Here is a 22,334-nt window from a genome sequence, read left to right on the forward strand (position 1 = left end):
AAGATGAAAGTCAATCTGATCGCGCCGATTGCGATGGATGACGGCTTGCGTTTCGCTATCCGTGAAGGCGGCCGTACCGTCGGCGCCGGCGTGGTTGCCAAAGTTATTCAATAACCATTTGACGTAGCGCGCAGGAAAAGGGCATCATTTGATGCCTTTTTTCTACGCTGTGACAGAGAACCTATCTCATCAGCGATTTTACGCCATAATCATTGGTGAGATGGGCTCTTCATCAGCGGCGTGAATTCGGGAGTTTTGTTGCTAACCCAGAGCAATCCTCGTTTGGTAGCCTCGCCCTTGCGGGGCTTAGTTGTTTGTATGAATCCTACGTGACAGGTTTTTTTATGAGTGCGAATACCGAAGCTCAAGGAAGCGGACGCAGCCTGGAAGTATTGAAGTGGATAGTTGTTGCTATTCTACTGGTGGTTGCGATTGTCGGTAATTATTATTATCGTGATTTCAGCCTACCCCTGCGAGCGCTGGTTGTCGTGCTGTTAATCGCTATCGCCGGCGGCGTGGCTTTGATGACGACCAAAGGCAAGTCCACGGTGGCGTTTGCGCGTGAAGCCCGTACGGAAGTCCGTAAAGTGATTTGGCCCACCCGCCAGGAAGCATTGCATACCACCCTGATCGTCGCCGCGGTAACTGCCGTGATGTCGTTGATCCTGTGGGGACTGGATGGCATTTTGGTCCGTCTGGTATCGTTTATTACTGGCCTGAGGTTCTAAGATGTCCGAAGCTCCCAAAAAACGTTGGTACGTCGTTCAGGCGTTTTCCGGATTCGAAGGTCGCGTCGCGCAATCCCTTCGCGAACACATCAAACTGCACGATATGGAAGAACTCTTCGGCGATGTTCTGGTTCCCACGGAAGAAGTAGTGGAAATCCGTGGCGGGCAGCGCCGTAAAAGCGAGCGCAAGTTCTTTCCGGGCTATGTGCTGGTGCAAATGGTCATGAATGATGCCAGTTGGCATCTGGTTCGCAGCGTTCCCCGCGTCATGGGCTTCATCGGCGGTACCTCCGACCGACCGGCGCCGATCAGCGACAAAGAAGTGGATGCGATAATGAATCGCCTGCAGCAGGTGGGCGACAAACCGCGGCCCAAGACCTTGTTCGAACCGGGCGAACTGGTTCGCGTCAACGACGGTCCGTTTGCCGACTTCAACGGCGTGGTGGAAGAGGTGGATTACGAAAAGAGCCGCCTGAAGGTTTCGGTTTCCATATTTGGCCGCGCCACGCCGGTCGAGCTGGACTTCGGCCAGGTTGAAAAAGGCTGATGTCCGCCGGGACGCGAAGATAATTTATGCTTGCTCAAGGTGTGGAATTATACTAGAATTCCGCGCCTTTCGTTTTATGCGATGATACGCATAAAACACCATTGAATGGGGAGCCTTAACCGGCGCTAACACCCGCTAGAGGAAAACGACATGGCCAAGAAAGTTCAAGCCTATGTGAAACTGCAAGTCGCTGCAGGCATGGCTAATCCAAGTCCGCCGGTTGGTCCCGCTCTGGGCCAGCAGGGCGTTAACATCATGGAATTCTGCAAAGCCTTCAATGCTAAGACCGAAAGCATCGAAAAAGGTTTGCCGATTCCGGTTGTTATTACCGTTTATACCGACCGTTCTTTTACCTTTGTCACCAAAACGCCGCCCGCCGCCGTGCTGCTGAAGAAAGCCGCTGGCGTGAAATCCGGTTCCGGTAAGCCGAACAAAGAAAAAGTCGGTAAAGTAACGCATGCCCAGATCCGTGAAATCGCGGAAACCAAGGCAGCGGATATGACGGGTGCCGATGTGGACGCGATGTCCCGCTCCATCGAAGGCACCGCACGTTCCATGGGCCTGGTGGTGGAGGATTAAGACATGGCTAAACTGACCAAGCGCATGCGTGCTATCCGCGAAAAAGTGGATGCGACCAAGCAATATGAAATCACCGAAGCCGTCGCCTTGCTGAAAGAACTGGCTACCGCGAAATTTGTGGAAAGCATTGATGTAGCCGTGAACCTGGGCATTGATGCGCGTAAATCCGATCAGAATGTTCGTGGCGCCACCGTTTTGCCGCATGGCACCGGCCGCACCGTCCGCGTTGCCGTGTTCACCCAGGGCGCGAATGCCGACGCAGCCAAAGAAGCCGGCGCAGATTTGATAGGTATGGATGATCTCGCTGATCAAATTAAAAAAGGCGAGTTCAATTTTGACGTGGTTATCGCTTCTCCGGATGCGATGCGTGTTGTGGGCCAATTGGGTCAGATTCTCGGGCCGCGCGGCCTGATGCCTAACCCGAAAGTGGGCACCGTCACGCCGAACGTCGCCGAGGCGGTAAAAAACGCCAAGGCTGGTCAGGTTCGTTACCGCAACGACAAGAACGGCATTATTCATACCACCATCGGTAAAGTCGACTTTGATGCCGATAAATTGAAGGAAAACCTGGAAGCTTTGCTGGTGGCGCTCAAGAGAGCGAAACCGACGCAGGCCAAAGGCGTGTACATCAAGAAAATCAGCCTTTCCACCACCATGGGTGCCGGTTTGGCCATCGATCAAAGCGGCTTGGCGACAGTTATCGCCTAATTGCCTCTTTACGCGGGCGTCAGATTCCTCTATAATCGTACGCCCGTTGTTTCATCAATGGTCATATGCGCCATTCGCCATTGATGAAACAATGCATTTTCGGTTGGAGCTTGGCCTTATCCAAGCCTCCGTCCAAGACCGCAGGTGTGTCTTACCCTTTTGACTGATGTCGAAACCAAAGCGGGTAAACACTTAATCGTCCTGCGTAGACGGTGACAGAGCCTGAATAACATTTTCGTTTGCTGGATTCTGCTCACCGTGTTTCGACGTTTATCCCCTTGCGGCGATAAACGATGTGAGTCCCGGGGAATTTTCCCTCGGATAAATCCAGGAGCAAAAGCTAATGGCATTAAATCTTCAAGACAAACAAGCGATTGTTGCTGAAGTCAGCGAAGTGGCCAAAGGCGCGCTGTCTGCTGTGGTTGCCGACTCTCGCGGCGTCACCGTGGATAAAATGACCGAACTGCGTAAAGCAGGTCGCGATGCCGGCGTTTACATGCGTGTTGTCCGCAACACGTTGTTGCGTCGTGTGGTTGAAGGCACGCAATTTGAATGCCTGAAAGACGCGTTTGTCGGTCCGACCCTGATTGCATTTTCCAACGAACATCCGGGCGCAGCCGCTCGCCTGTTCAAGGCATTTGCCAAAGAAAATGCAAAATTCGAGGTCAAGGCAGCGGCCTTTGAAGGCGAAGTTATCACGGCGGCCAATATCGATCGCCTGGCAACGTTGCCGACTTACGAAGAAGCGATCGCACGCTTGATGTCGGCCATGAAAGAAGCCTCTGCAGGCAAACTGGTCCGTACTCTCGCTGCACTGCGCGATCAAAAGGAAGCGGCATAATTGCCGGCGGCTTTCGATTGCTATTGCGAACGTATAAACACTTTCTGAATTCTAGGAATCACTGTTATGTCTATCACTAAAGAACAAATTCTGGACGCAGTTGCCGAAATGTCCGTTATGGACGTGGTTGAACTGATTTCCATGATGGAAACCAAATTCGGCGTTTCCGCCGCCGCCGCTGTCGCTGTTGCCGCCGGCCCGGTTGAAGCGGTAGAAGAAAAAACTGAGTTCGACGTCGTGCTGTCCGCTATCGGCGGCAACAAAGTCGCTGTTATCAAGGCTGTCCGCGCCGCTACCGGCCTGGGCCTGAAAGAAGCCAAAGATTTGGTTGAATCCGCTCCGGCAACCTTGAAAGAAGGCGTGAACAAAGAAGACGCCGATTCGCTCAAGAAAGCGCTGGAAGAAGCCGGTGCTTCTGTTGAGGTTAAATAAGACCTCTTGCATTGCAGCCTGAATTCGGGCTGATGGCTGGTGGCTTTTGGGTCACCAGCCTTTTTGCGCTGTAAGGCGTCAGTGGATTTTCACACTGTTGGTCCGCTGATTAGCCTCAATACCGTTTTCAATCGACGACTTAATATACTGCATCTCCTGTCGAACCTCCCTGGTTCAGCAAGTGCAATGAAATGATTTAAGAGTGATGGAAAAGAGGTATTGCGGAAGGCTTCATCGCTTTTCGAAAATGCATACCCCACTGCTCTCGAGTTGCGGAAATGGCTGGCGAGGGGCGCGCGAAGCGCTTCTCCATGGGCGGTTCAGACAAACAAGCCTGGCCGGCGTGTCGGTAAATCGAAAAATGTTGGGTATACACTCTAAATGCTTCGAGTGGCATCGCGGCGGCAAGGGAGCGACAAATTCGTCGGGAACGGATTTGAACGCAGCCGACAAAGCGTCAACGTGAAGTATGACGAGTATAAACGGTGTTGCATAACCTGTCCTTAGGGCGGGCAGAGTGGGTCACTGATCAGCGAGCTGAGGAACCCTATGGTTTACTCCTATACCGAAAAAAAACGCATTCGTAAGGATTTTGGCAAGCGTCCCCAAGTGCTGGACGTTCCCTATCTCCTTTCTATACAGCTTGACTCGTTTCAGAAGTTCATCGAGCAAGATCCGGAAGGCCAGTACGGATTGGAAGCAGCATTCCGTTCGGTTTTTCCCATCCAAAGCTACAGCGGCAATTCGGAGCTGCAATACGTCAGTTACCGTTTAGGCGAGCCTGTATTTGATGTCAAAGAGTGCCAGATACGCGGCGTCACTTTTTCAGCGCCTCTGCGCGTGAAACTGCGCCTGGTGATCTATGAGCGCGAAGCCCCCGAAGGCACGGTCAAAGACATCAAAGAGCAGGAAGTTTACATGGGTGAAATACCGCTCATGACCGACAACGGGACCTTTGTGATCAACGGGACGGAACGTGTTATTGTCTCCCAGTTGCATCGCAGCCCCGGCGTATTCTTTGACAGTGATAAAGGCAAAACGCATTCCTCCGGCAAGGTGCTTTACAACGCGCGCATCATTCCCTACCGCGGCTCCTGGCTGGACTTCGAATTCGATCCCAAAGACAACCTGTTTGTCCGTATCGACCGTCGCCGCAAATTGCCCGCGACCATCATTTTACGCGCCCTGAATCATTCGACGGCGCAAATTCTCGATACGTTCTTCGACAAAGTCGTTTTCGAAATTTACGACAATAAATTGCAGATGGCGTTGGTTCCCGAACGGCTGCGCGGCGAAACCGCCTCGTTTGATATTGAAGCCAATGGCACCGTCTATGTCGAGAAGGGTCGTCGTATTACCGCGCGCCATATCCGTCTGCTGGAAAAAGACGGTATCGATAAAATCCATGTGCCGGTGGAATACATCATCGGCAAAGTGGTGGCGCAGGATTATATCGATGAAAATACCGGCGAAATCATCTGCCCGGCCAATACCGAGCTGACGCTGGATCTGCTGGCGAAACTCAGCCAGGCGGGGCACAAGCGTATCGAAACGCTATTCACCAACGATCTGGACCATGGCGCTTATATTTCCGAAACGCTGCGGGTCGACCCGACCAACGATCGCCTGAGCGCGCTGGTGGAAATTTACCGCATGATGCGGCCCGGCGAGCCGCCGACCCGTGAAGCGGCGGAAAACCTGTTCGAAAACCTGTTCTTCTCCGAAGACCGTTACGACCTTTCCGCCGTTGGCCGGATGAAGTTCAACCGTTCGCTGCTACGCGAAGATATCGAAGGCTCCGGCATTCTGAGCGAGCTCGATATCATTGAAGTCATGAAAAAACTGATCGATATCCGCAACGGTAAAGGCGAGGTGGACGATATCGACCATCTGGGCAACCGTCGGATTCGCTCGGTGGGCGAAATGGCCGAGAACCAGTTCCGCGTCGGTCTGGTCCGTGTCGAGCGCGCCGTGAAAGAACGTCTGTCGCTGGGCGATCTTGATACGTTGATGCCGCAGGATATGATCAACGCCAAGCCCATTTCCGCCGCGGTGAAAGAATTCTTCGGTTCCAGTCAGCTTTCGCAGTTCATGGACCAGAACAACCCGCTGTCGGAAATCACCCACAAGCGCCGCATTTCCGCCTTGGGCCCCGGTGGCCTGACCCGTGAGCGCGCCGGGTTTGAAGTTCGCGACGTGCATCCGACCCATTACGGCCGCGTTTGTCCTATCGAAACGCCGGAAGGCCCGAACATCGGTCTTATCAATTCGTTGTCCGTCTATGCCCAGACCAACGAATACGGCTTCCTGGAAACGCCGTACCGCCGGGTACACGACGGCGTGGTGACCGACGAGATCCATTACCTGTCCGCCATTGAGGAAGGCAACTTCGTCATTGCGCAGGCCAATACCGATTTGGACGAAAGCGGCCATTTCGTCGACGACTTGATCACATGCCGCAGTAAGGGCGAATCCAGCCTGTTCACCCGTGATCAGGTGGACTATATGGACGTCTCCACCCAGCAGGTGGTTTCGGTGGGCGCGTCCCTGATTCCCTTCCTGGAGCATGACGACGCCAACCGCGCGCTGATGGGCGCGAACATGCAACGCCAGGCCGTACCGACGTTGCGTGCCGACAAGCCGCTGGTGGGAACCGGCATGGAACGGGCCGTGGCGGTGGACTCCGGCGTTACCGCGGTGGCCAAGCGCGGCGGTACCGTCCAGTATGTCGATGCCTCCCGTATCGTTATCAACGTCAATCCCGATGAAATGATCGCGGGCGAGGCGGGTATCGATATCTACAACCTGACCAAGTACACCCGTTCCAACCAGAACACCTGTATCAATCAGATGCCTTGCGTTTCGCTGGGCGAGCCAGTGGAACGCGGCGACGTTCTGGCCGACGGCCCGTCGACGGATTTGGGCGAACTGGCGTTGGGACAGAACATGCGCGTCGCGTTCATGCCCTGGAACGGCTATAACTTCGAAGACTCCATTCTGGTGTCCGAGCGCGTGGTACAGGAAGACCGTTTCACCACTATCCATATCCAGGAACTGGCCTGCGTCTCGCGCGATACCAAACTGGGTCCGGAGGAAATCACCGCCGATATTCCCAACGTGGGGGAAGCGGCGTTGTCCAAGCTGGATGAATCCGGAATCGTTTACATCGGCGCGGAAGTGACCGGCGGCGATATCCTGGTGGGCAAGGTCACGCCGAAAGGCGAAACCCAACTGACGCCGGAAGAAAAGTTGCTGCGCGCTATCTTCGGTGAAAAGGCCTCCGACGTGAAGGATTCCTCGCTGCGGGTGCCGAACGGCGTGTCTGGGACGGTTATCGATGTGCAAGTCTTTACCCGCGATGGCGTGGAAAAAGACAAGCGCGCGCTGGAAATCGAAGAAATGCAGTTGAAGCAGGCCAAAAAGGACCTGACGGAAGAATTGCAGATTTTTGAGGCCGGCCTGTTCGCCCGTATCCATGACGTGTTGGTTTCCGGCGGCATCGAGGAAGAGAAGCTGGCCAAACTGACCCGCGAACGCTGGTTGGAACTGGGGCTTGGCGACGAAGACAAGCAAAATCAGCTCGAACAATTGGCGGAACAATACGACGAACTGAAATCCGAGTTCGAGAAGAAGCTGGAAGCCAAACGCCGCAAGATTACGCAAGGCGATGATCTGGCTCCGGGCGTATTGAAAATCGTCAAGGTCTACCTCGCGGTCAAGCGGCAAATTCAGCCGGGTGACAAAATGGCGGGCCGTCACGGGAACAAGGGGGTTATCTCCAAGATCAATCCGATCGAGGACATGCCTTACGATGAAAACGGCGTGCCGGTGGATATCGTGCTCAACCCGCTGGGCGTACCGTCGCGTATGAACATCGGCCAGATCCTGGAAACCCATCTGGGTATGGCGGCCAAAGGCATCGGCGACAAAATCAACGCCATGCTGAAGAAACAGGAAGAAGTGGCCAAGCTGCGCGAATTCATCCAGAAAGCCTATGCCCTGGGTAATGGCGTGCGCCAGAAAGTGGATCTGGACACATTCAGCGATGACGAGGTTTTGCGTCTGGCGGAAAACCTGAAAAAAGGTATGCCCATCGCCACGCCGGTCTTTGATGGCGCCAAAGAAATGGAAATCAAGGAACTGCTGCAATTGGGCGGGTTGCCCACTTCCGGCCAGATCACCTTGTTCGACGGCCGCACCGGCGAGAAATTCGAGCGTCAGGTAACGGTGGGCTACATGTACATGCTGAAACTCAACCATTTGGTCGACGATAAGATGCATGCGCGGTCCACCGGCTCCTACAGCCTGGTAACCCAGCAGCCGCTGGGCGGTAAGGCGCAGTTCGGCGGTCAACGCTTCGGTGAGATGGAAGTATGGGCGCTGGAAGCCTATGGCGCGGCCTATACTTTACAGGAAATGCTGACTGTCAAGTCGGATGATGTTAACGGTCGCACCAAGATGTATAAAAACATCGTGGATGGCAATCATACGATGGAACCGGGCATGCCGGAGTCCTTCAATGTCTTGTTGAAGGAAATCCGTTCGCTGGGCATCAATATCGAGCTGGAAGAAGAGTAGTCGGCCCTGATGGCTTTCAGATGACGTTGCGGCGGCAAGCGAACCTGCCCGGTTGATACCGGGTAAGTGATTGGGTTAAGCGGTTGCCGCGGCGTCTGTGGTCTGAAAGAGGACGGGACAATACCGGCTCGGGTGCGTTCGCACCGGAAATAAGGGCGCCTGAGTGTTTCAGGCGCCTAACAGGTCTAACTCCGACAGGAGCCAATCCGTGAAAGATTTACTTAAGTTTCTGAAAGCACAAACTAAAACCGAAGAGTTTGATGCGATCAAAATCGCGCTGGCATCGCCAGACATGATCCGTTCCTGGTCGTTCGGCGAAGTTAAAAAGCCGGAAACCATCAACTACCGTACGTTCAAACCCGAACGCGACGGGCTTTTCTGCGCCCGCATCTTTGGGCCGGTGAAAGATTACGAATGCCTGTGCGGCAAGTACAAACGCCTGAAACACCGCGGCGTGATCTGTGAAAAATGCGGCGTTGAAGTGACCCAGACCAAGGTTCGCCGCGAACGCATGGGACATATCGAACTGGCGTCGCCTACCGCCCACATCTGGTTTTTGAAGTCGCTGCCGTCCCGTATCGGCCTGTTGCTGGACATGCCGCTGCGCGATATTGAGCGCGTGCTGTATTTCGAATCCTACGTGGTGGTTGAAGGCGGCATGACCAATCTGGAGCGCCGTCAGATCCTGACCGAAGAGCAGTATCTGGATGCGTTGGAAGAATTCGGCGACGAATTCGACGCCAAAATGGGCGCCGAAGCCATTCAGTCCCTGTTGAAGAACATGGATCTGGAAGCGGAATGCGAGACCCTGCGCGAAGAGCTGAATGAAACCAATTCAGAAACCAAGCGTAAAAAACTGACCAAGCGCATCAAGTTGCTGGAAGCGTTTGTACAGTCCGGTAACAAGCCGGAATGGATGATCCTCACGGTGCTGCCGGTATTGCCGCCGGATCTTCGTCCGTTGGTGCCGCTGGACGGCGGCCGTTTCGCCACCTCCGATTTGAACGATTTATATCGCCGGGTCATCAACCGCAATAATCGTCTGAAACGTCTGCTGGATCTGGCCGCGCCGGATATCATCGTGCGCAACGAGAAACGCATGTTGCAAGAGGCGGTGGATGCGCTGCTGGACAACGGCCGCCGCGGCCGGGCCATTACCGGTTCCAACAAGCGTCCGCTGAAATCCCTGGCCGACATGATCAAAGGCAAGCAGGGCCGCTTCCGTCAGAATTTGTTGGGTAAGCGCGTCGACTATTCCGGCCGTTCCGTTATCACCGTGGGCCCATACCTGCGCTTGCATCAGTGCGGTCTGCCGAAGAAGATGGCGCTGGAGCTGTTCAAGCCCTTTATCTACGGCAAGTTGGAGCTGCGCGGCCTGGCGACGACCATCAAAGCCGCCAAGAAAATGGTGGAACGGGAAGAGGCGGTGGTCTGGGATATTCTGGATGAAGTCATCCGCGAACACCCGGTATTGCTGAACCGCGCGCCGACGCTGCACCGTCTGGGTATCCAGGCGTTCGAACCGGTGCTGATCGAAGGTAAGGCCATTCAACTGCATCCGCTGGTGTGCGCCGCCTACAACGCTGACTTCGACGGCGACCAAATGGCGGTTCACGTCCCGCTGACGCTGGAAGCCCAGTTGGAGGCCCGTGCGTTGATGATGTCCACCAACAACATCCTTTCGCCCGCCAACGGCGAGCCGATCATCGTGCCGTCCCAGGACGTGGTGCTGGGTCTGTACTACATGACCCGCGAACGGGTGAACGGTAAAGGCGAAGGCATGGTGCTGACCGGGCCAAAGGAAGCCGAACGCATTTATCGGGCCGGCATCGCCGAACTGCATGCCCGCGTCAAAGTACGCATTACCGAGCACACCAAGAATGAAGACGGCCAGTGGAGCGAATACACCCATTTGATCGATACCACCGTTGGGCGGGCGATTTTGTGGATGATTGTGCCTAAAGGACTGCCGTTCTCGCTGGTCAATCAGGCGCTGGGCAAAAAAGCCATTTCCAAGATGCTCAACACCTGTTATCGCGTGCTGGGTCTGAAACCCACCGTGATCTTCGCCGACCAGATCATGTATACCGGCTTCGCTTACGCGGCCCGGTCCGGTTCGTCGGTAGGTATCGACGACATGGTGATACCGGAGAAGAAAGCGGGAATTATCGCCGAGGCCGAAGCCGAAGTGGCGGAAATCCAGGAGCAGTTCCAATCCGGTCTGGTGACTGCCGGCGAGCGCTACAACAAGGTTATCGATATCTGGGCCGCGGCGAACGAGCGCGTCGCCAAGGCGATGATGGAAAACCTGTCCACCGAGGCGGTCATTAACCGCGACGGCGAGGAAGAACGCCAGGTTTCCTTCAACAGCATCTTTATGATGGCCGATTCCGGCGCCCGTGGTTCCGCCGCCCAGATTCGCCAATTGGCGGGGATGCGCGGCCTGATGGCTAAACCGGACGGCTCTATCATCGAGACGCCGATTACGGCGAATTTCCGCGAGGGGCTGAACGTATTGCAGTACTTCATCTCCACCCACGGCGCCCGTAAAGGTTTGGCGGATACCGCCCTGAAAACGGCGAACTCCGGTTACCTGACCCGCCGGCTGGTGGATGTGGCCCAGGACCTGGTAGTGACCGAGGACGACTGCGGCACCCATAGCGGTATCGTCATGACGCCGGTTATCGAAGGCGGCGACGTGAAGGAACCGTTGCGTGAGCGTGTGTTGGGCCGTGTTACGGCGGAAGACGTGCTCAAACCTGGTACCGCCGACATCCTGATCGAACGTAACACCCTGCTCAACGAACAATGGTGTGACGTGCTCGAGGCCAACTCCGTCGATTCCGTCAAAGTCCGTTCGGTGGTGACCTGCGAGACCGATTTCGGCGTCTGCGCCAAATGCTACGGGCGCGATCTGGCTCGCGGCCATCTGGTCAATAAAGGGGAATCCATTGGGGTCATCGCCGCGCAATCCATCGGCGAACCCGGCACCCAGCTTACCATGCGTACGTTCCATATCGGCGGCGCCGCATCGCGTAACGCGGCCGAGTCCAGCATCCAGGTGAAGAACAAGGGTACCGTGCGTCTGAATAACGCCAAGTTCGTTATCAACGGCGCCGGCAAACTGGTTATAACGTCCCGTAATACCGAACTGAAGCTGGTTGATGAGTTTGGCCGCACGAAGGAAAGCTACAAAGTACCTTATGGCGCCATAATGGCAAAAGGCGACGGTTCCGATGTCATGGCCGGGGAAACCGTGGCCAATTGGGACCCGCATACCATGCCGGTTATTACTGAAGTGAGCGGTTTTGTCCGGTTCACCGACATGATAGACGGTCAAACCATTACCCGCCAGACCGACGAGCTGACCGGCTTGTCGTCCATCGTGGTGCTGGATTCGGCGGAGCGTACCGGCGGCGGCAAGGATTTGCGTCCGGCGTTGCGGGTGGTCGATGCCAACGGCAATGATGTCCTGATCCCGGGCACCGATATGCCGGCGCAGTACTTCTTGCCGGGTCGGACCATTGTTCAGTTGGAAGACGGCGTGAAAATTACCGGCGGCGACACGCTGGCGCGTCTGCCGCAGGAAACCAGTGGTACCAAAGATATCACCGGGGGTCTGCCGCGCGTTGCCGATCTGTTCGAAGCGCGTCGCCCGAAAGAACCGGCCATTTTGGCGGAGATCAGCGGTATCGTTTCCTTCGGTAAAGAAACCAAGGGTAAACGTCGGCTGGTGATTACGCCGGTGGATGGCAGCGACCCGTACGAAGAGATGATCCCGAAATGGCGTCAACTCAATGTCTTCGAAGGTGAACGGGTTGAGCGTGGGGACGTGATTTCCGACGGTCCTGAATCGCCACACGACATTCTGCGTTTGCGCGGCGTGCATGCCGTTACACGCTATATCGTCAACGAAGTTCAGGATGTCTACCGGTTGCAGGGCGTGAAGATTAACGATAAACACATCGAGGTTATCGTTCGTCAGATGCTGCGCAAGGCCACCATCGACAGCTCAAGCGGCACCGACTTCTTGGAAGGTGAACAGGCTGAATACTCACGGGTCAAGATCGCCAACCGTCAATTGGAAGCCGACGGTAAGGTGCCGATGAACTATACCCGCGACTTGTTGGGCATCACCAAGGCCTCGCTGGCGACCGAGTCGTTCATTTCCGCCGCTTCGTTCCAGGAAACCACGCGCGTACTGACCGAAGCCGCCGTGGCCGGGAAGCGTGATGAATTGCGCGGTCTGAAGGAAAACGTCATCGTCGGCCGATTGATTCCGGCCGGTACCGGTTACGCCTATCATCAGGATCGCGCCCGTCGTCGCGCGCTGGGCGACGTACCGGTCGTGCCGCAGGTGACCGCGGACGAAGCTACCGCCAATATGGCGGAACTGCTCAATGCCGGTTTGGGTGGGAATGACGACGATTAATCGTTGATCCGACCCTCGCCGACCTTTGTTCTTGGGCGGTCAGTTTGGCAAGCCCCGGCCTTTCGGCCGGGGCTTTTTTTCGCGTGCTTAAACCCTGATCCCCAATAAATCTATACTCTATTTACTTCCAGTCGCATCGCGTCGGTAAGTGAGCGAGTCCTTCATTCGAGGTATACCGAGCGTCAATGATTGCTAAATAGAATGAGCGCGGTATTTGACGGTTTTTAATCTGCCCGCTAGTGTAATAAAGGTTATTTTATTTTGAATGGTCAGATATCGGGTTTTCGAGCAAGATATCGATAGGAGAATCTTCATATGGAATGTGACTCTGCAACAGGCACGAGCGGCGCCAACGCGCCGTCCCCTTGTCGTCCGCAAACCGACCGGGCGGTATTGCATAAAATCGTAGATCGTTTGAGATCCGTGGCAGCCGCGACCGGCGTCACTGTTCCCCCCGGGCTTATCTCGAGCCTTGAATCGAGAAGTTTGGACTCGGATGTAAAAATCAGGCGCGATATTTCCAGATTTCTCAGCCAGGTGAAACAACACCTGGAAAACCATGAAGAAAAGGCGACGCTGGACACTGCTTTACATTCCCTGTCCGCCAAGGAAAAGGAAATCTCTCAATTGATTACTGAACACTTTGAACACAATAAAACATCGCCGGATTTTCATCCCGAGGAGAAATGGCGGCGGGAAATCAGAAGAATGGAAAATCAGGTTTCCGAAGCAGTCAGCGGCCTGAACAATATATGCCGCAAACTGAAGTCCGAATCGAAAATAAGCCAGTTCGGCGAATCGCTTTCCATTGAACGAGCACGTATCAACAAAACACTCGAACGAGAATGGCAGCGCGTTGAAGAAGAGTTCCGCGATGAGGCGAAAAATTTCGAAGAGAAAATCAAAAAGACCTTCGCCGAATCCGAGTGAGAATAAGCGCCTATCCCGGTAGGCGTCATTGGCGTGGACAGATTGGACGCGGACAGCGCCCGGGAATCGGCGCGTACACGGAGTATGCGAGGATATCGAGCACGGTCCAGGTGCAAAACGACACGTAAAATAGCCCTAATGGGATAGGCCGGAACGCGAAATCCGGTTAGGGTCCATGGCAGATGACCTGCCCAGATAACCATCCCAATCCTTCCATACCGGTTGCAGGCCGGCCCGCTCCAGCATCAGTTGTACTTCGCGCGGCGAACGATGGTCATGTGGTTCGAATTGCTCCAGTTCCGGTCCACCGCCGGCGTAACCACCTGGTTGGGTTTTCGAACCGGCGCTCACGCTGTTCACCACTATGGGCACTGCATGATCGCGAAAAAAGGGCGATTCGCGGGTTGACAGTGAGATTTCCACCTCGGGGGCCAGTAAGCGAAAGGCACACATGACTTGCAGCAACTGCGCTTCGTTCATCAACGACGCCGGCGTAATCCCGCCGGCGCAAGGCCGTAAACGGGGAAACGACAGGGAATACCGGCTTTGCCAGTAAGTTTTGCGCAGATACAACAAATGTTCGGCCACCATATAGCAATCCGCCCGCCAATTGTCTGATAAACCTATCAACGCACCCAGCCCAATTTTGTCGATTCCGGCACGGGCCAGGCGATCCGGCGTCTCCAGCCGCCAGGTAAAATCCCGCTTTTGTCCGCGCAGATGATGCCGCTGATAGGTTGCGGCGTGGTAGGTTTCCTGATAGACCATAACGCCGTCCAGTCCAAGGGTTTTCAGTTCGGCGTAATCCTCCTGCGACATGGGTTGGACTTCCATCATCAACGCGCTGAAATAGCGACGGATTAAAGGAACGGTACGGCGGAAATACTCTATACCGACTTTGCCCTTATGCTCGCCAGTGACCAGCAGCACGTTCTCAAAACCCATGTCGCGAATCGCCCGGCACTCGTTGACGATTTCATCCTCATCCAGCGTTTTGCGCTTGAGATGATTGCTCATGGAAAAACCGCAATACGTACAATCGTTGGCGCACAGATTTGACAGATAGAGTGGAAGGTAAAGATTGACCACATTGCCGAAGCGTTGGCGGGTCAGCCGCCTGGCACGTTGCGCCAGCGGCTCGATAAAGGGCTGCGCCGCCGGGGAAATCAATGCCAAAAAGGCTTCCGGTCCGGGATGCTCGCTATCCAGCGCCCGTTGCACATCCCGTGCCGTCGCGGCGTTGATCCTTAGCACGATATCATCCCAATCGAGATGTCGCCAATAGGGGGTAAAGCTCGTCATTACGCGGCCCCCTCAGTCTGTTGTAAAAATCCGGTAAGCGGGCTGGTGGGGCTGGCGTGTGTCTGTCTCGACGCTAATCCGCCTTGTCGGCCCGCTTCTCCCGCTTCCAACGCCAATCTGAACGCCCGGGCCATGGCGACCGGGTCCCTGGCCACCGCGATGGCGGTATTCACCAGTACCGCGTCGGCGCCCATTTCCAATGCCTCCAGCGCCTGGCTTGGGGCGCCGATACCGGCATCGACCACCACCGGCACGCCGGATTGTTCGATGATGATCCGCAGGAAATCGCGCGTCTGTAATCCCTGGTTAGAGCCAATAGGCGATCCTAGCGGCATCACCGCTGAGCAGCCGATGTCCTCCAGCCGTCGGCACAGTACCGGATCCGCCCCGCAGTAGGGTAAAACCACGAAACCGTCTTTCACCAGTAGTTCCGCCGCCTTCAGTGTTTCAACGGGATCGGGCAGCAGGTACTTCGCGTCGGGATGGATCTCTAACTTTATCCAATGGGTGTTTAGGGCATCGCGCGCCAGTCGGGCGGCGAATACGGCTTCTTCGGCGGTCTTGGCGCCGGATGTGTTAGGCAAAAGCGAGACCCCGTACCGGCGCAAAGCCGGTAAAATGGCGTCGTTATGGCGCTGTAGATCCACCCGTCGCATAGCCAGGGTGACCAATTGGCTGCCCGAGGCGGCGATGGCCTGAAGCATCAGGTCGGCGTTGGCGAATTTGCCTGTTCCGGTAAATAACCGGGAAGAAAAAGTCATATCTGCTATTTTCAACATGTTCAGCCCCCAGCTATGGCCTGGAAAAGTAATATGTCGTCGCCATCCTGGACAAGGCGGTGCGGCCATTGGCCGCGAGGGATCACGGTATGGTTGATGGCCAGGGCAGCGCCTTCCGGCGGATAACGTAATTGTTTTAGCAAGGCGTCCAGCGACAGTGGCGCGTCCAGCTCTACCGGCCGTTCATTGATGTGGATTTTCATTGAACGACCTCTTCTAGGCCCGACGGTAAGCCGCAATGGATGCAGTTATCAGCGCGGGTCATTTGTACAATGCGCCAGGTCATGGATTTGCCGTCGAACAGTCCCAACCGGCCGCTGAACGATGAGGGCATGCCGCAAAGGATTTTCATGGCTTCCAGCGCCTGTAAGGCGCCCATTATTCCTACCACCGGCCCGGCGATGCCGGCGGTGCGGCAATTGCGTGTCGGCTCGGTCGCATCGGGAAACAGGCAGGCATAACAGCCTTGCCGATAAGGCGGTTCCAATACCAATATCTGGCCGCCGAAACCGACCGCGCTGGCGCTTATCAGGGTTTTACCCAACCGGACGCATGCGGCATTGATTGCCTGTCGGGTTTGCATATTATCGCTGCAATCCATCACCAGATCCGCCCGCGCCACCACATCCGACAAGTTGTCGCCGGTCAGCCGTTGCCGCAGGGGAATATACTCGCCCAGCGGATTAAGCGCTTGTAAACGGCGTTGCGCCAACCAGGCTTTTGAATGGGAAATATCGTCGGTTTGAAAAAGGATTTGCCGTTGCAAATTACTGACATCCACCTGGTCATCATCGGCTAACAGCAACCTGCCGACGCCGGCGCCCGCCAGATACAGCGACGCGGGGGAACCTAACCCGCCAAGCCCGGCCACCAATACCGTGGCGGCCAGCAGTTTTTCCTGTCCCGTCGGGCCGATTTCCTCTAGCAAGAGTTGGCGGCTGTAACGTAAAAAGGCCTGATCAGTGAGCATCCGTCACCTCCCGGCCGGCTATTTTTTCCATCAGTATGGCGGTAGCGCGACGCCAGTCGGCGGCTTTGGTAATGGCGCTCACCACCGCGACGCTGCCGACGCCACAGGCCAAGACGTCGTCGACCCGATCAAGACTGATCCCGCCGATGGCCACGGTGGGAATATCCTTAAGGCCGGCGACCATGCGCCGAAGTTCCGCCAGGCCTTGCGGTTGCGAAGGCATGATTTTGGTTTGGGTGGGGAAAATATGTCCCAGGGCAATATAAGAAGGCCGGAACGATAGCGCTCTGGCAAGTTCCAGGTCATTATGGGTAGAGAGCCCCAGGCGTAATCCGGCACGTTGGATTACCCCCAGATCGGCGGTATCCAGATCTTCCTGACCCAGATGTACGCCATAGGCGCCATGCTTAACCGCCAATTGCCAATAATCATTGATAAACAGTCTGGCACGGTATTTTCGACCCAGGAGGACGGCGGCCTCAATGTCCGGCTCCACCACGGCGGGCGGTTGGTCCTTGATGCGTAATTGCAGGGTCGTCACGCCGGCATCCAGTAATCGGACGATCCAGGCTAGCGAATCCACCACCGGATACAACCCGAGACGATGCTCGGTGGGGGCGAAAGGGGCAAGTTGTTCGGTCATTTGTCCGCCTCCGTATCAATCGGCGTTAGATAAATCTCTCCGCCGCGGCTGCGAAAGGCCTGCGACATGCTTTCCATCCCATTCTGGACTTCCATCGCCTGCGCGGCGGCGTAGTCGCGCACTTCCTGGGAAATCTTCATGGAACAGAACTTTGGTCCGCACATGGAACAGAAATGGGCGATTTTACCGGATTCCTGCGGGAGGGTTTCATCGTGATAGGCACGGGCGGTGGCGGGATCCAGGGCCAAATTGAATTGATCTTCCCAGCGAAATTCGAAACGCGCCTTGGACATGGCATTATCCCTTATCTGCGCGCCGGGATGACCTTTAGCCAAATCCGCCGCGTGCGCAGCAATTTTATAGGTGATAAGCCCCTGTTTGACGTCTGCCTTGTTAGGCAGGCCCAGATGCTCCTTGGGCGTGACGTAACAAAGCATGGCGCAGCCGAACCAGCCGATGAGCGCCGCGCCGATCCCGGAGGTAAAGTGGTCGTATCCCGGGGCGATATCGGTGGTCAATGGCCCCAGTGTATAGAAGGGCGCTTCATGGCAATGATCCAGTTGTTCGGTCATGTTGCGGCGGATCATGTGCATCGGGATATGCCCCGGGCCTTCTATCATGACCTGCACGTCGTATTCCCAAGCGATTTTGGTCAGTTCGCCGAGCGTATAAAGCTCGGCGAACTGCGCTTCGTCATTGGCATCCTGAATGGATCCGGGTCGCAGACCGTCACCCAGGGACAATGCCACATCATAGGCGGCGCAGATTTCGCAAATATCGCGGAAATGTGTAAAGAGAAAGTTTTCCTGGTGATGCGACAGACACCATTTCGCCATGATGGAACCGCCACGCGAGACGATCCCGGTCAAGCGTTTGGCGGTCATCGGAACATAACGCAGCAACACGCCGGCATGCAGGGTAAAATAATCCACCCCTTGCTCGGCCTGCTCCAGCAGCGTGTCGCGAAAAACCGCCCAACTGAGATCCTCGGCAATGCCTTTAACCTTTTCCAGCGCCTGATATATGGGTACCGTGCCGATAGGAACCGGGCTGTTGCGCAATATCCATTCGCGGGTTTCATGAATATAGCGTCCGGTGGACAAATCCATAACCGTATCCGCGCCCCAACGGGTGGCCCAGACCAGTTTTTCCACTTCTTCCTCAATGGATGAACTGACTGCCGAGTTACCGATATTGGCGTTGACCTTGACCAGAAAATTTCGGCCGATAATCATCGGTTCTGATTCGGGATGGTTGATATTGGCGGGGATGATGGCCCGGCCGGCGGCCACTTCCTCACGGACGAATTCCGCCGTGATATTTTCCGGCAAATGCGCGCCGAAGCTTTGGCCGGCATGCTGCTGAGACAGCGTTTCGCCGCGTATCCGTTCCCGTCCCATATTTTCCCGCAAGGCGATGAATTCCATTTCCGGCGTAATGATCCCGGCCCGCGCATAATGCAACTGAGTCACCCGCCGTCCGGACTTGGCCCGGCGCGGCAAGTGCCCCGGCCTAAAACGGATATCCTCCAGGCCGTCGTCGGAACGGCGTTCGTTGCTGTAGCGGGAACTCAACTGACCGACGGTTTCACTGTCTTGCCGCCCGGCAATCCAATCGGCCCGTAGCGGAGCCAGACCGGCGCGCACGTCTATGGAGACCGCCGGATCGCCATAGGGTCCGGCGGTATCGTATACTGGTATGGGTTCATTTTGTTCATAACGCGGCGCGGTTTTGTCGCCGCCGATAAGCGTTGGACTGAGCTGTATTTCGCGCATGGGCACCCTGATGTCGGGATTGCCGCCCTGGATATAGATGCGCCGGGAATTGGGAAAGGCCTCGCCTTTTAGACGGTCGATGAAATCCTGGGCCAGCGCGCGTTGTTCACGGCGGGAAGAAGACGATGCAGATAGAGACATAGCAATTCCTTATTGGGTCTTTAAGAAAAATTGCTTGCCTGGAGCGCTATGGGAGTAATAGGACGTGATCAGCATCATCATGAGAAACCGGATAATGCTTGATGTTGAATTACTCTTGTTCCCTTCGCGGGTCTTAACCCGATCAGGTTCCGCGGATCCCGAATTAACGGTCTCAGCCTGGCGTAGAAAACGCGCTAGGCACTCCGACAAGATTTCGGCCTTGGTCAGGCCGGTACCGCATTTGCCAATGAGATACTCATTGTACTTCAAGTTGCCTGTTGGTCGGCTATGCCAGCCCGCCCCCGTTACAGAGTGAACCACGCTTCCGGGAACTCGCCCGCTCGCCGCCGCGATGCAACCCGACGTATGTAGAGTGTCTATTTTTACCGCAAAATACCCCGCGATAAAAGATCATTTGAAAATTTATGCCAAGGGGGCAGTGTCCGCACCATTGGCCTGCGGCTGCGTGGCGGACGCCGTGGCGGGATGCGCAGAACGGTGTTCGAAAACCGCCTGAATCAGCCTATCCTCCAGCGAAAAGCGCGTCGCCAGCGCTTCACCGACACCGGACAAGGCGTCCTGAAACGCGATGCAGTTATCGTCATCGACGGAGGTTTCAAAATTGCTGTCATAAAACGCCATAATTTGCTGGGTATTTTCCTGCAGCGCTTGATAAAGCTGAATGATGGATAGCGTATTCGGGCTACGATCCTCGGTGTTTTGCACGATGCGATCGTACATATGGAAGTGACCAGCGGAAAGATAGTCCACCAAATGATGGCAAAAGTCGTCCAGCGCCACTTCATTGAGAGGAGTATGCTTTTCTTTGTTGGGTTTGAGGCCTATCAGGCGATAGTACGCCACAAGCAACCCGCGGCGGGCTGTAAGCCACTGGTCGATAAGTTCATTACTGCCGCCAACACGTTGAGCCAGAATTTCCGGCTGGTTTAACATGACAGACTCCAATGTGTAAAAAGAAAAAGCATCCTAGGGTGACTTATCACTTAAGCTAAATTCTAGATTGCCAGCGAACAAGGGGTAGTGCAACAAAAATGGAACAAGTACTCAGTGGTAGCGAGCAGGGCTGGTGGGTAGTCAGCCAGGAAAGCAAAATTTGGTTGCCAAAGGGCGAATTGCCGTTTGGCCAGGCGTCCACCTGGTCGCTGCAAGGCCTGAAGGCGACCCGGATCGGCCAGTGGCAAGGCTCCCCTGTTTGGCTTGTGCGCCATGCCATGCCGCAAGATATGGGATCGGTTCGGCAATTGATCGATCAGGAAGCCGGATTGTTCCAACTGGCGGGACGGGGAGCGCAACTGGCTGAATTCTACCGGTCCCATCGCTACTGCGGTTATTGCGGTCACCCCATGCGCATCAGCGAAAAAGAATGGGCATGTTTGTGCGATCACTGCCATGAACGTTATTATCCGCAAATCGCTCCATGCATTATAGTTGCAATTCGCCGCGGCGTTGAAATTTTGCTGGCCCAGCATACCCGTCATCGCGGCGGCATCTACACGGTACTGGCGGGTTTTGTGGAAGTGGGCGAGACGCTGGAGGAGACGGTGGCTCGCGAGGTGATGGAAGAGACGCGTATTAAAGTCAAAAATGTGCGGTATGTGACCTCCCAGCCCTGGCCGTTTCCCCATTCGCTAATGACGGCCTTCATGGCGGACTACGCCGAGGGCGAGATCATCCCCGATCACGGCGAAATTCTTGATGCCGGCTGGTATCGATATGATGCCTTGCCATTATTGCCTCCGCCGGGTACGGTGGCCCGTCGTTTGATAGAGGATACCGTCGCGTTGTGTCGCGCGGAGCAAGATGCGGGACCGTCGCATGCTACAGTCCTTTCATAACCCAGGGAAAGCGCTATGGATGAATTGAAAAACGATCGTTACCTACGGGCGCTGTTACGCCAGCCGGTGGATATGACGCCGGTCTGGATGATGCGGCAGGCCGGACGCTATCTGCCGGAATATCAAGCGGTACGGGATGTCGCCGGTGATTTTATGGCGTTATGCCGAAATACCGAACTGGCCTGCGAAGTCGCCTTGCAGCCCTTGCGCCGTTACCCTTTGGATGCGGCGATTCTGTTTTCCGATATTCTCACGGTGCCTGACGCCATGGGGCTTGGGTTGTATTTTGAGCAAGGCGAGGGGCCGCGTTTCGAACGTCCGTTGACCGGCGTGGCCGATATCCGTAAGTTGCCAATACCCGACCCCGAAACGGAATTACGATACGTCATGGACGCCGTGCGCGCTATTCGCGCGCAGTTGCGCGGCGCTGTCCCGCTTATCGGTTTTTCCGGCAGTCCGTGGACGCTGTCGACTTACATGATAGAGGGCGGCGGCAGCAAATCCTTCGCCAAAATTAAACAACTGATGTACACGGAACCGTCCAGCCTGCATCTGTTGTTGGACAAGCTGGCGGATGCCATTATGCTCTATCTTAACGCGCAAATCCGGGCCGGCGCTCAGGCGGTGATGATCTTCGATACCTGGGGCGGCGTACTGACCGGTCGCGGATACCGCGAATTTTCCCTGGCCTATATGCATAAAATCATTGCTGGCCTTATCCGGGAACACCAAGGACGCAGAGTCCCGGTCACCCTGTTTACCAAAGGCGGCGGACAATGGCTGGAGGCCATGGCGGACACCGGTTGCGACGCGCTGGGACTGGACTGGAATACCGACATCGGCCAGGCCCGCCGTCGGGTGGGACATCGGGTCGCCTTGCAGGGCAACATGGACCCGTCGGCGCTCTATGCTCCAGTGCCGCGCATTGAGCAGGAAGTGGCGGACATTCTCAAGGATTTCGGTCATGGCGAGGGACATGTCTTCAATCTGGGACACGGTATTCAGCAAGATGTGCCGCCGGAACACGCCGGGGCGTTTGTCGATGCGGTTCACCGTCTGTCGCGGCAATACCATTCGGGAGACGCGGCCTAGC

19 protein-coding genes and 1 riboswitch are annotated in these 22,334 nt (G+C 55.7%); of the genes, 12 read left to right on the forward strand and 7 right to left on the reverse strand.

The window, feature by feature from the left end:
* The 10 genes from FCN80_RS22615 to FCN80_RS22660 form a co-directional block, all read left to right on the forward strand.
* The coding region (locus FCN80_RS22615) for an EF-Tu C-terminal domain-related protein (RefSeq protein ID WP_136992608.1) at positions 1–114 on the forward strand (114 nt) is incomplete at its 5' end.
* Positions 115–344: 230 nt separating this feature from the next.
* A complete protein-coding gene (gene secE, locus FCN80_RS22620; protein ID WP_136992609.1) occupies positions 345–728 on the forward strand; it encodes a preprotein translocase subunit SecE in 384 nt (127 codons plus the stop codon).
* Position 729: 1 nt separating this feature from the next.
* Positions 730–1,275 carry a transcription termination/antitermination protein NusG gene (nusG, locus tag FCN80_RS22625; RefSeq protein ID WP_136992610.1) on the forward strand — a complete coding sequence of 182 codons (546 nt, stop codon included), beginning with the start codon at positions 730–732 and terminating at the stop codon, positions 1,273–1,275.
* Positions 1,276–1,425: 150 nt separating this feature from the next.
* Positions 1,426–1,854 (forward strand): 50S ribosomal protein L11, encoded by a 429-nt coding sequence (gene rplK / locus FCN80_RS22630; RefSeq protein ID WP_136992611.1) that lies wholly within the window; start codon positions 1,426–1,428, stop codon positions 1,852–1,854.
* A 3-nt stretch (positions 1,855–1,857) separates the two neighbouring features.
* Positions 1,858–2,562 carry a 50S ribosomal protein L1 gene (rplA, locus tag FCN80_RS22635; protein WP_136992612.1) on the forward strand — a complete coding sequence of 235 codons (705 nt, stop codon included), beginning with the start codon at positions 1,858–1,860 and terminating at the stop codon, positions 2,560–2,562.
* Between the two features lie 343 nt (positions 2,563–2,905).
* The gene (rplJ, locus tag FCN80_RS22640; RefSeq protein ID WP_136992613.1) at positions 2,906–3,403 is read left to right on the forward strand and encodes a 50S ribosomal protein L10; all 498 of its coding nucleotides are present in this window, start codon (positions 2,906–2,908) and stop codon (positions 3,401–3,403) included.
* A 66-nt stretch (positions 3,404–3,469) separates the two neighbouring features.
* Entirely contained in the window at positions 3,470–3,835 is a 366-nt protein-coding gene (gene rplL, locus FCN80_RS22645) for a 50S ribosomal protein L7/L12 (RefSeq protein ID WP_136992614.1), read from the forward strand.
* A gap of 549 nt (positions 3,836–4,384) precedes the next feature.
* A complete protein-coding gene (rpoB, locus tag FCN80_RS22650) occupies positions 4,385–8,413 on the forward strand; it encodes a DNA-directed RNA polymerase subunit beta (protein ID WP_136992615.1) in 4,029 nt (1,342 codons plus the stop codon).
* Positions 8,414–8,621: 208 nt separating this feature from the next.
* The gene (gene rpoC, locus FCN80_RS22655) at positions 8,622–12,845 is read left to right on the forward strand and encodes a DNA-directed RNA polymerase subunit beta' (protein WP_136992616.1); all 4,224 of its coding nucleotides are present in this window, start codon (positions 8,622–8,624) and stop codon (positions 12,843–12,845) included.
* A gap of 393 nt (positions 12,846–13,238) precedes the next feature.
* Positions 13,239–13,775, forward strand: a complete 537-nt coding sequence (locus tag FCN80_RS22660; RefSeq protein ID WP_170975498.1) for a hypothetical protein — start codon at positions 13,239–13,241, stop codon at positions 13,773–13,775.
* 135 nt (positions 13,776–13,910) lie between these two features.
* Here FCN80_RS22660 and thiH read toward each other — a convergent pair whose 3' ends face one another.
* The 7 genes from thiH to rsd all read right to left on the reverse strand — a co-directional run bounded on the left by thiH (position 13,911) and on the right by rsd (position 20,339).
* A complete protein-coding gene (gene thiH / locus FCN80_RS22665; protein ID WP_136992618.1) occupies positions 13,911–15,077 on the reverse strand; it encodes a 2-iminoacetate synthase ThiH in 1,167 nt (388 codons plus the stop codon).
* Positions 15,077–15,856, reverse strand: coding sequence for a thiazole synthase (thiG, locus tag FCN80_RS22670; protein ID WP_136992619.1), 780 nt, complete (start codon positions 15,854–15,856; stop codon positions 15,077–15,079). The genes thiH and thiG overlap by 1 nt, the downstream gene beginning before the upstream one ends.
* Before the next feature lie 2 nt (positions 15,857–15,858).
* Positions 15,859–16,059 (reverse strand): sulfur carrier protein ThiS, encoded by a 201-nt coding sequence (gene thiS, locus FCN80_RS22675; RefSeq protein ID WP_136992620.1) that lies wholly within the window; start codon positions 16,057–16,059, stop codon positions 15,859–15,861.
* A complete protein-coding gene (locus FCN80_RS22680) occupies positions 16,056–16,826 on the reverse strand; it encodes a HesA/MoeB/ThiF family protein (protein ID WP_136992621.1) in 771 nt (256 codons plus the stop codon). Before FCN80_RS22680 ends, thiS begins: the two co-directional genes overlap by 4 nt.
* Positions 16,816–17,469 (reverse strand): thiamine phosphate synthase, encoded by a 654-nt coding sequence (gene thiE / locus FCN80_RS22685; RefSeq protein WP_136992622.1) that lies wholly within the window; start codon positions 17,467–17,469, stop codon positions 16,816–16,818. Before thiE ends, FCN80_RS22680 begins: the two co-directional genes overlap by 11 nt.
* On the reverse strand, positions 17,466–19,385 hold the full coding sequence (gene thiC / locus FCN80_RS22690; protein ID WP_136992623.1) for a phosphomethylpyrimidine synthase ThiC: 1,920 nt from the start codon (positions 19,383–19,385) through the stop codon (positions 17,466–17,468). Before thiC ends, thiE begins: the two co-directional genes overlap by 4 nt.
* Before the next feature lie 102 nt (positions 19,386–19,487).
* Positions 19,488–19,601, reverse strand: a riboswitch (TPP riboswitch).
* 207 nt (positions 19,602–19,808) lie between these two features.
* Complete coding sequence (gene rsd, locus FCN80_RS22695; RefSeq protein ID WP_136992624.1) at positions 19,809–20,339, reverse strand: sigma D regulator; 531 nt, start codon at positions 20,337–20,339, stop codon at positions 19,809–19,811.
* A gap of 98 nt (positions 20,340–20,437) precedes the next feature.
* Between rsd and nudC the strand changes: the two genes are divergently transcribed.
* Both nudC and hemE read left to right on the forward strand, forming a co-directional pair.
* Positions 20,438–21,241 (forward strand): NAD(+) diphosphatase, encoded by an 804-nt coding sequence (nudC, locus tag FCN80_RS22700; protein WP_136992625.1) that lies wholly within the window; start codon positions 20,438–20,440, stop codon positions 21,239–21,241.
* Between the two features lie 15 nt (positions 21,242–21,256).
* On the forward strand, positions 21,257–22,333 hold the full coding sequence (gene hemE, locus FCN80_RS22705) for a uroporphyrinogen decarboxylase (protein ID WP_136992626.1): 1,077 nt from the start codon (positions 21,257–21,259) through the stop codon (positions 22,331–22,333).
* Position 22,334 lies beyond the last annotated feature (1 nt).

Source organism: Martelella alba (assembly GCF_005217455.1).
GTDB lineage: Bacteria > Pseudomonadota > Gammaproteobacteria > Enterobacterales > Enterobacteriaceae > Acerihabitans.

Coding starts and splice junctions, on each gene's coding strand:
- thiG (WP_136992619.1), bottom strand. CDS start 15,856: ATGTTGAAAATAGCAGATATGACTTTTTCTTCCCGGTTATTTACCGGA.
- rpoB (WP_136992615.1), top strand. CDS start 4,385: ATGGTTTACTCCTATACCGAAAAAAAACGCATTCGTAAGGATTTTGGC.
- thiE (WP_136992622.1), bottom strand. CDS start 17,469: ATGACCGAACAACTTGCCCCTTTCGCCCCCACCGAGCATCGTCTCGGG.
- rplK (WP_136992611.1), top strand. CDS start 1,426: ATGGCCAAGAAAGTTCAAGCCTATGTGAAACTGCAAGTCGCTGCAGGC.
- rplA (WP_136992612.1), top strand. CDS start 1,858: ATGGCTAAACTGACCAAGCGCATGCGTGCTATCCGCGAAAAAGTGGAT.
- hemE (WP_136992626.1), top strand. CDS start 21,257: ATGGATGAATTGAAAAACGATCGTTACCTACGGGCGCTGTTACGCCAG.
- rplJ (WP_136992613.1), top strand. CDS start 2,906: ATGGCATTAAATCTTCAAGACAAACAAGCGATTGTTGCTGAAGTCAGC.
- rplL (WP_136992614.1), top strand. CDS start 3,470: ATGTCTATCACTAAAGAACAAATTCTGGACGCAGTTGCCGAAATGTCC.
- FCN80_RS22680 (WP_136992621.1), bottom strand. CDS start 16,826: ATGCTCACTGATCAGGCCTTTTTACGTTACAGCCGCCAACTCTTGCTA.
- thiS (WP_136992620.1), bottom strand. CDS start 16,059: ATGAAAATCCACATCAATGAACGGCCGGTAGAGCTGGACGCGCCACTG.
- nudC (WP_136992625.1), top strand. CDS start 20,438: ATGGAACAAGTACTCAGTGGTAGCGAGCAGGGCTGGTGGGTAGTCAGC.
- thiC (WP_136992623.1), bottom strand. CDS start 19,385: ATGTCTCTATCTGCATCGTCTTCTTCCCGCCGTGAACAACGCGCGCTG.
- nusG (WP_136992610.1), top strand. CDS start 730: ATGTCCGAAGCTCCCAAAAAACGTTGGTACGTCGTTCAGGCGTTTTCC.
- rsd (WP_136992624.1), bottom strand. CDS start 20,339: ATGTTAAACCAGCCGGAAATTCTGGCTCAACGTGTTGGCGGCAGTAAT.
- secE (WP_136992609.1), top strand. CDS start 345: ATGAGTGCGAATACCGAAGCTCAAGGAAGCGGACGCAGCCTGGAAGTA.
- thiH (WP_136992618.1), bottom strand. CDS start 15,077: ATGACGAGCTTTACCCCCTATTGGCGACATCTCGATTGGGATGATATC.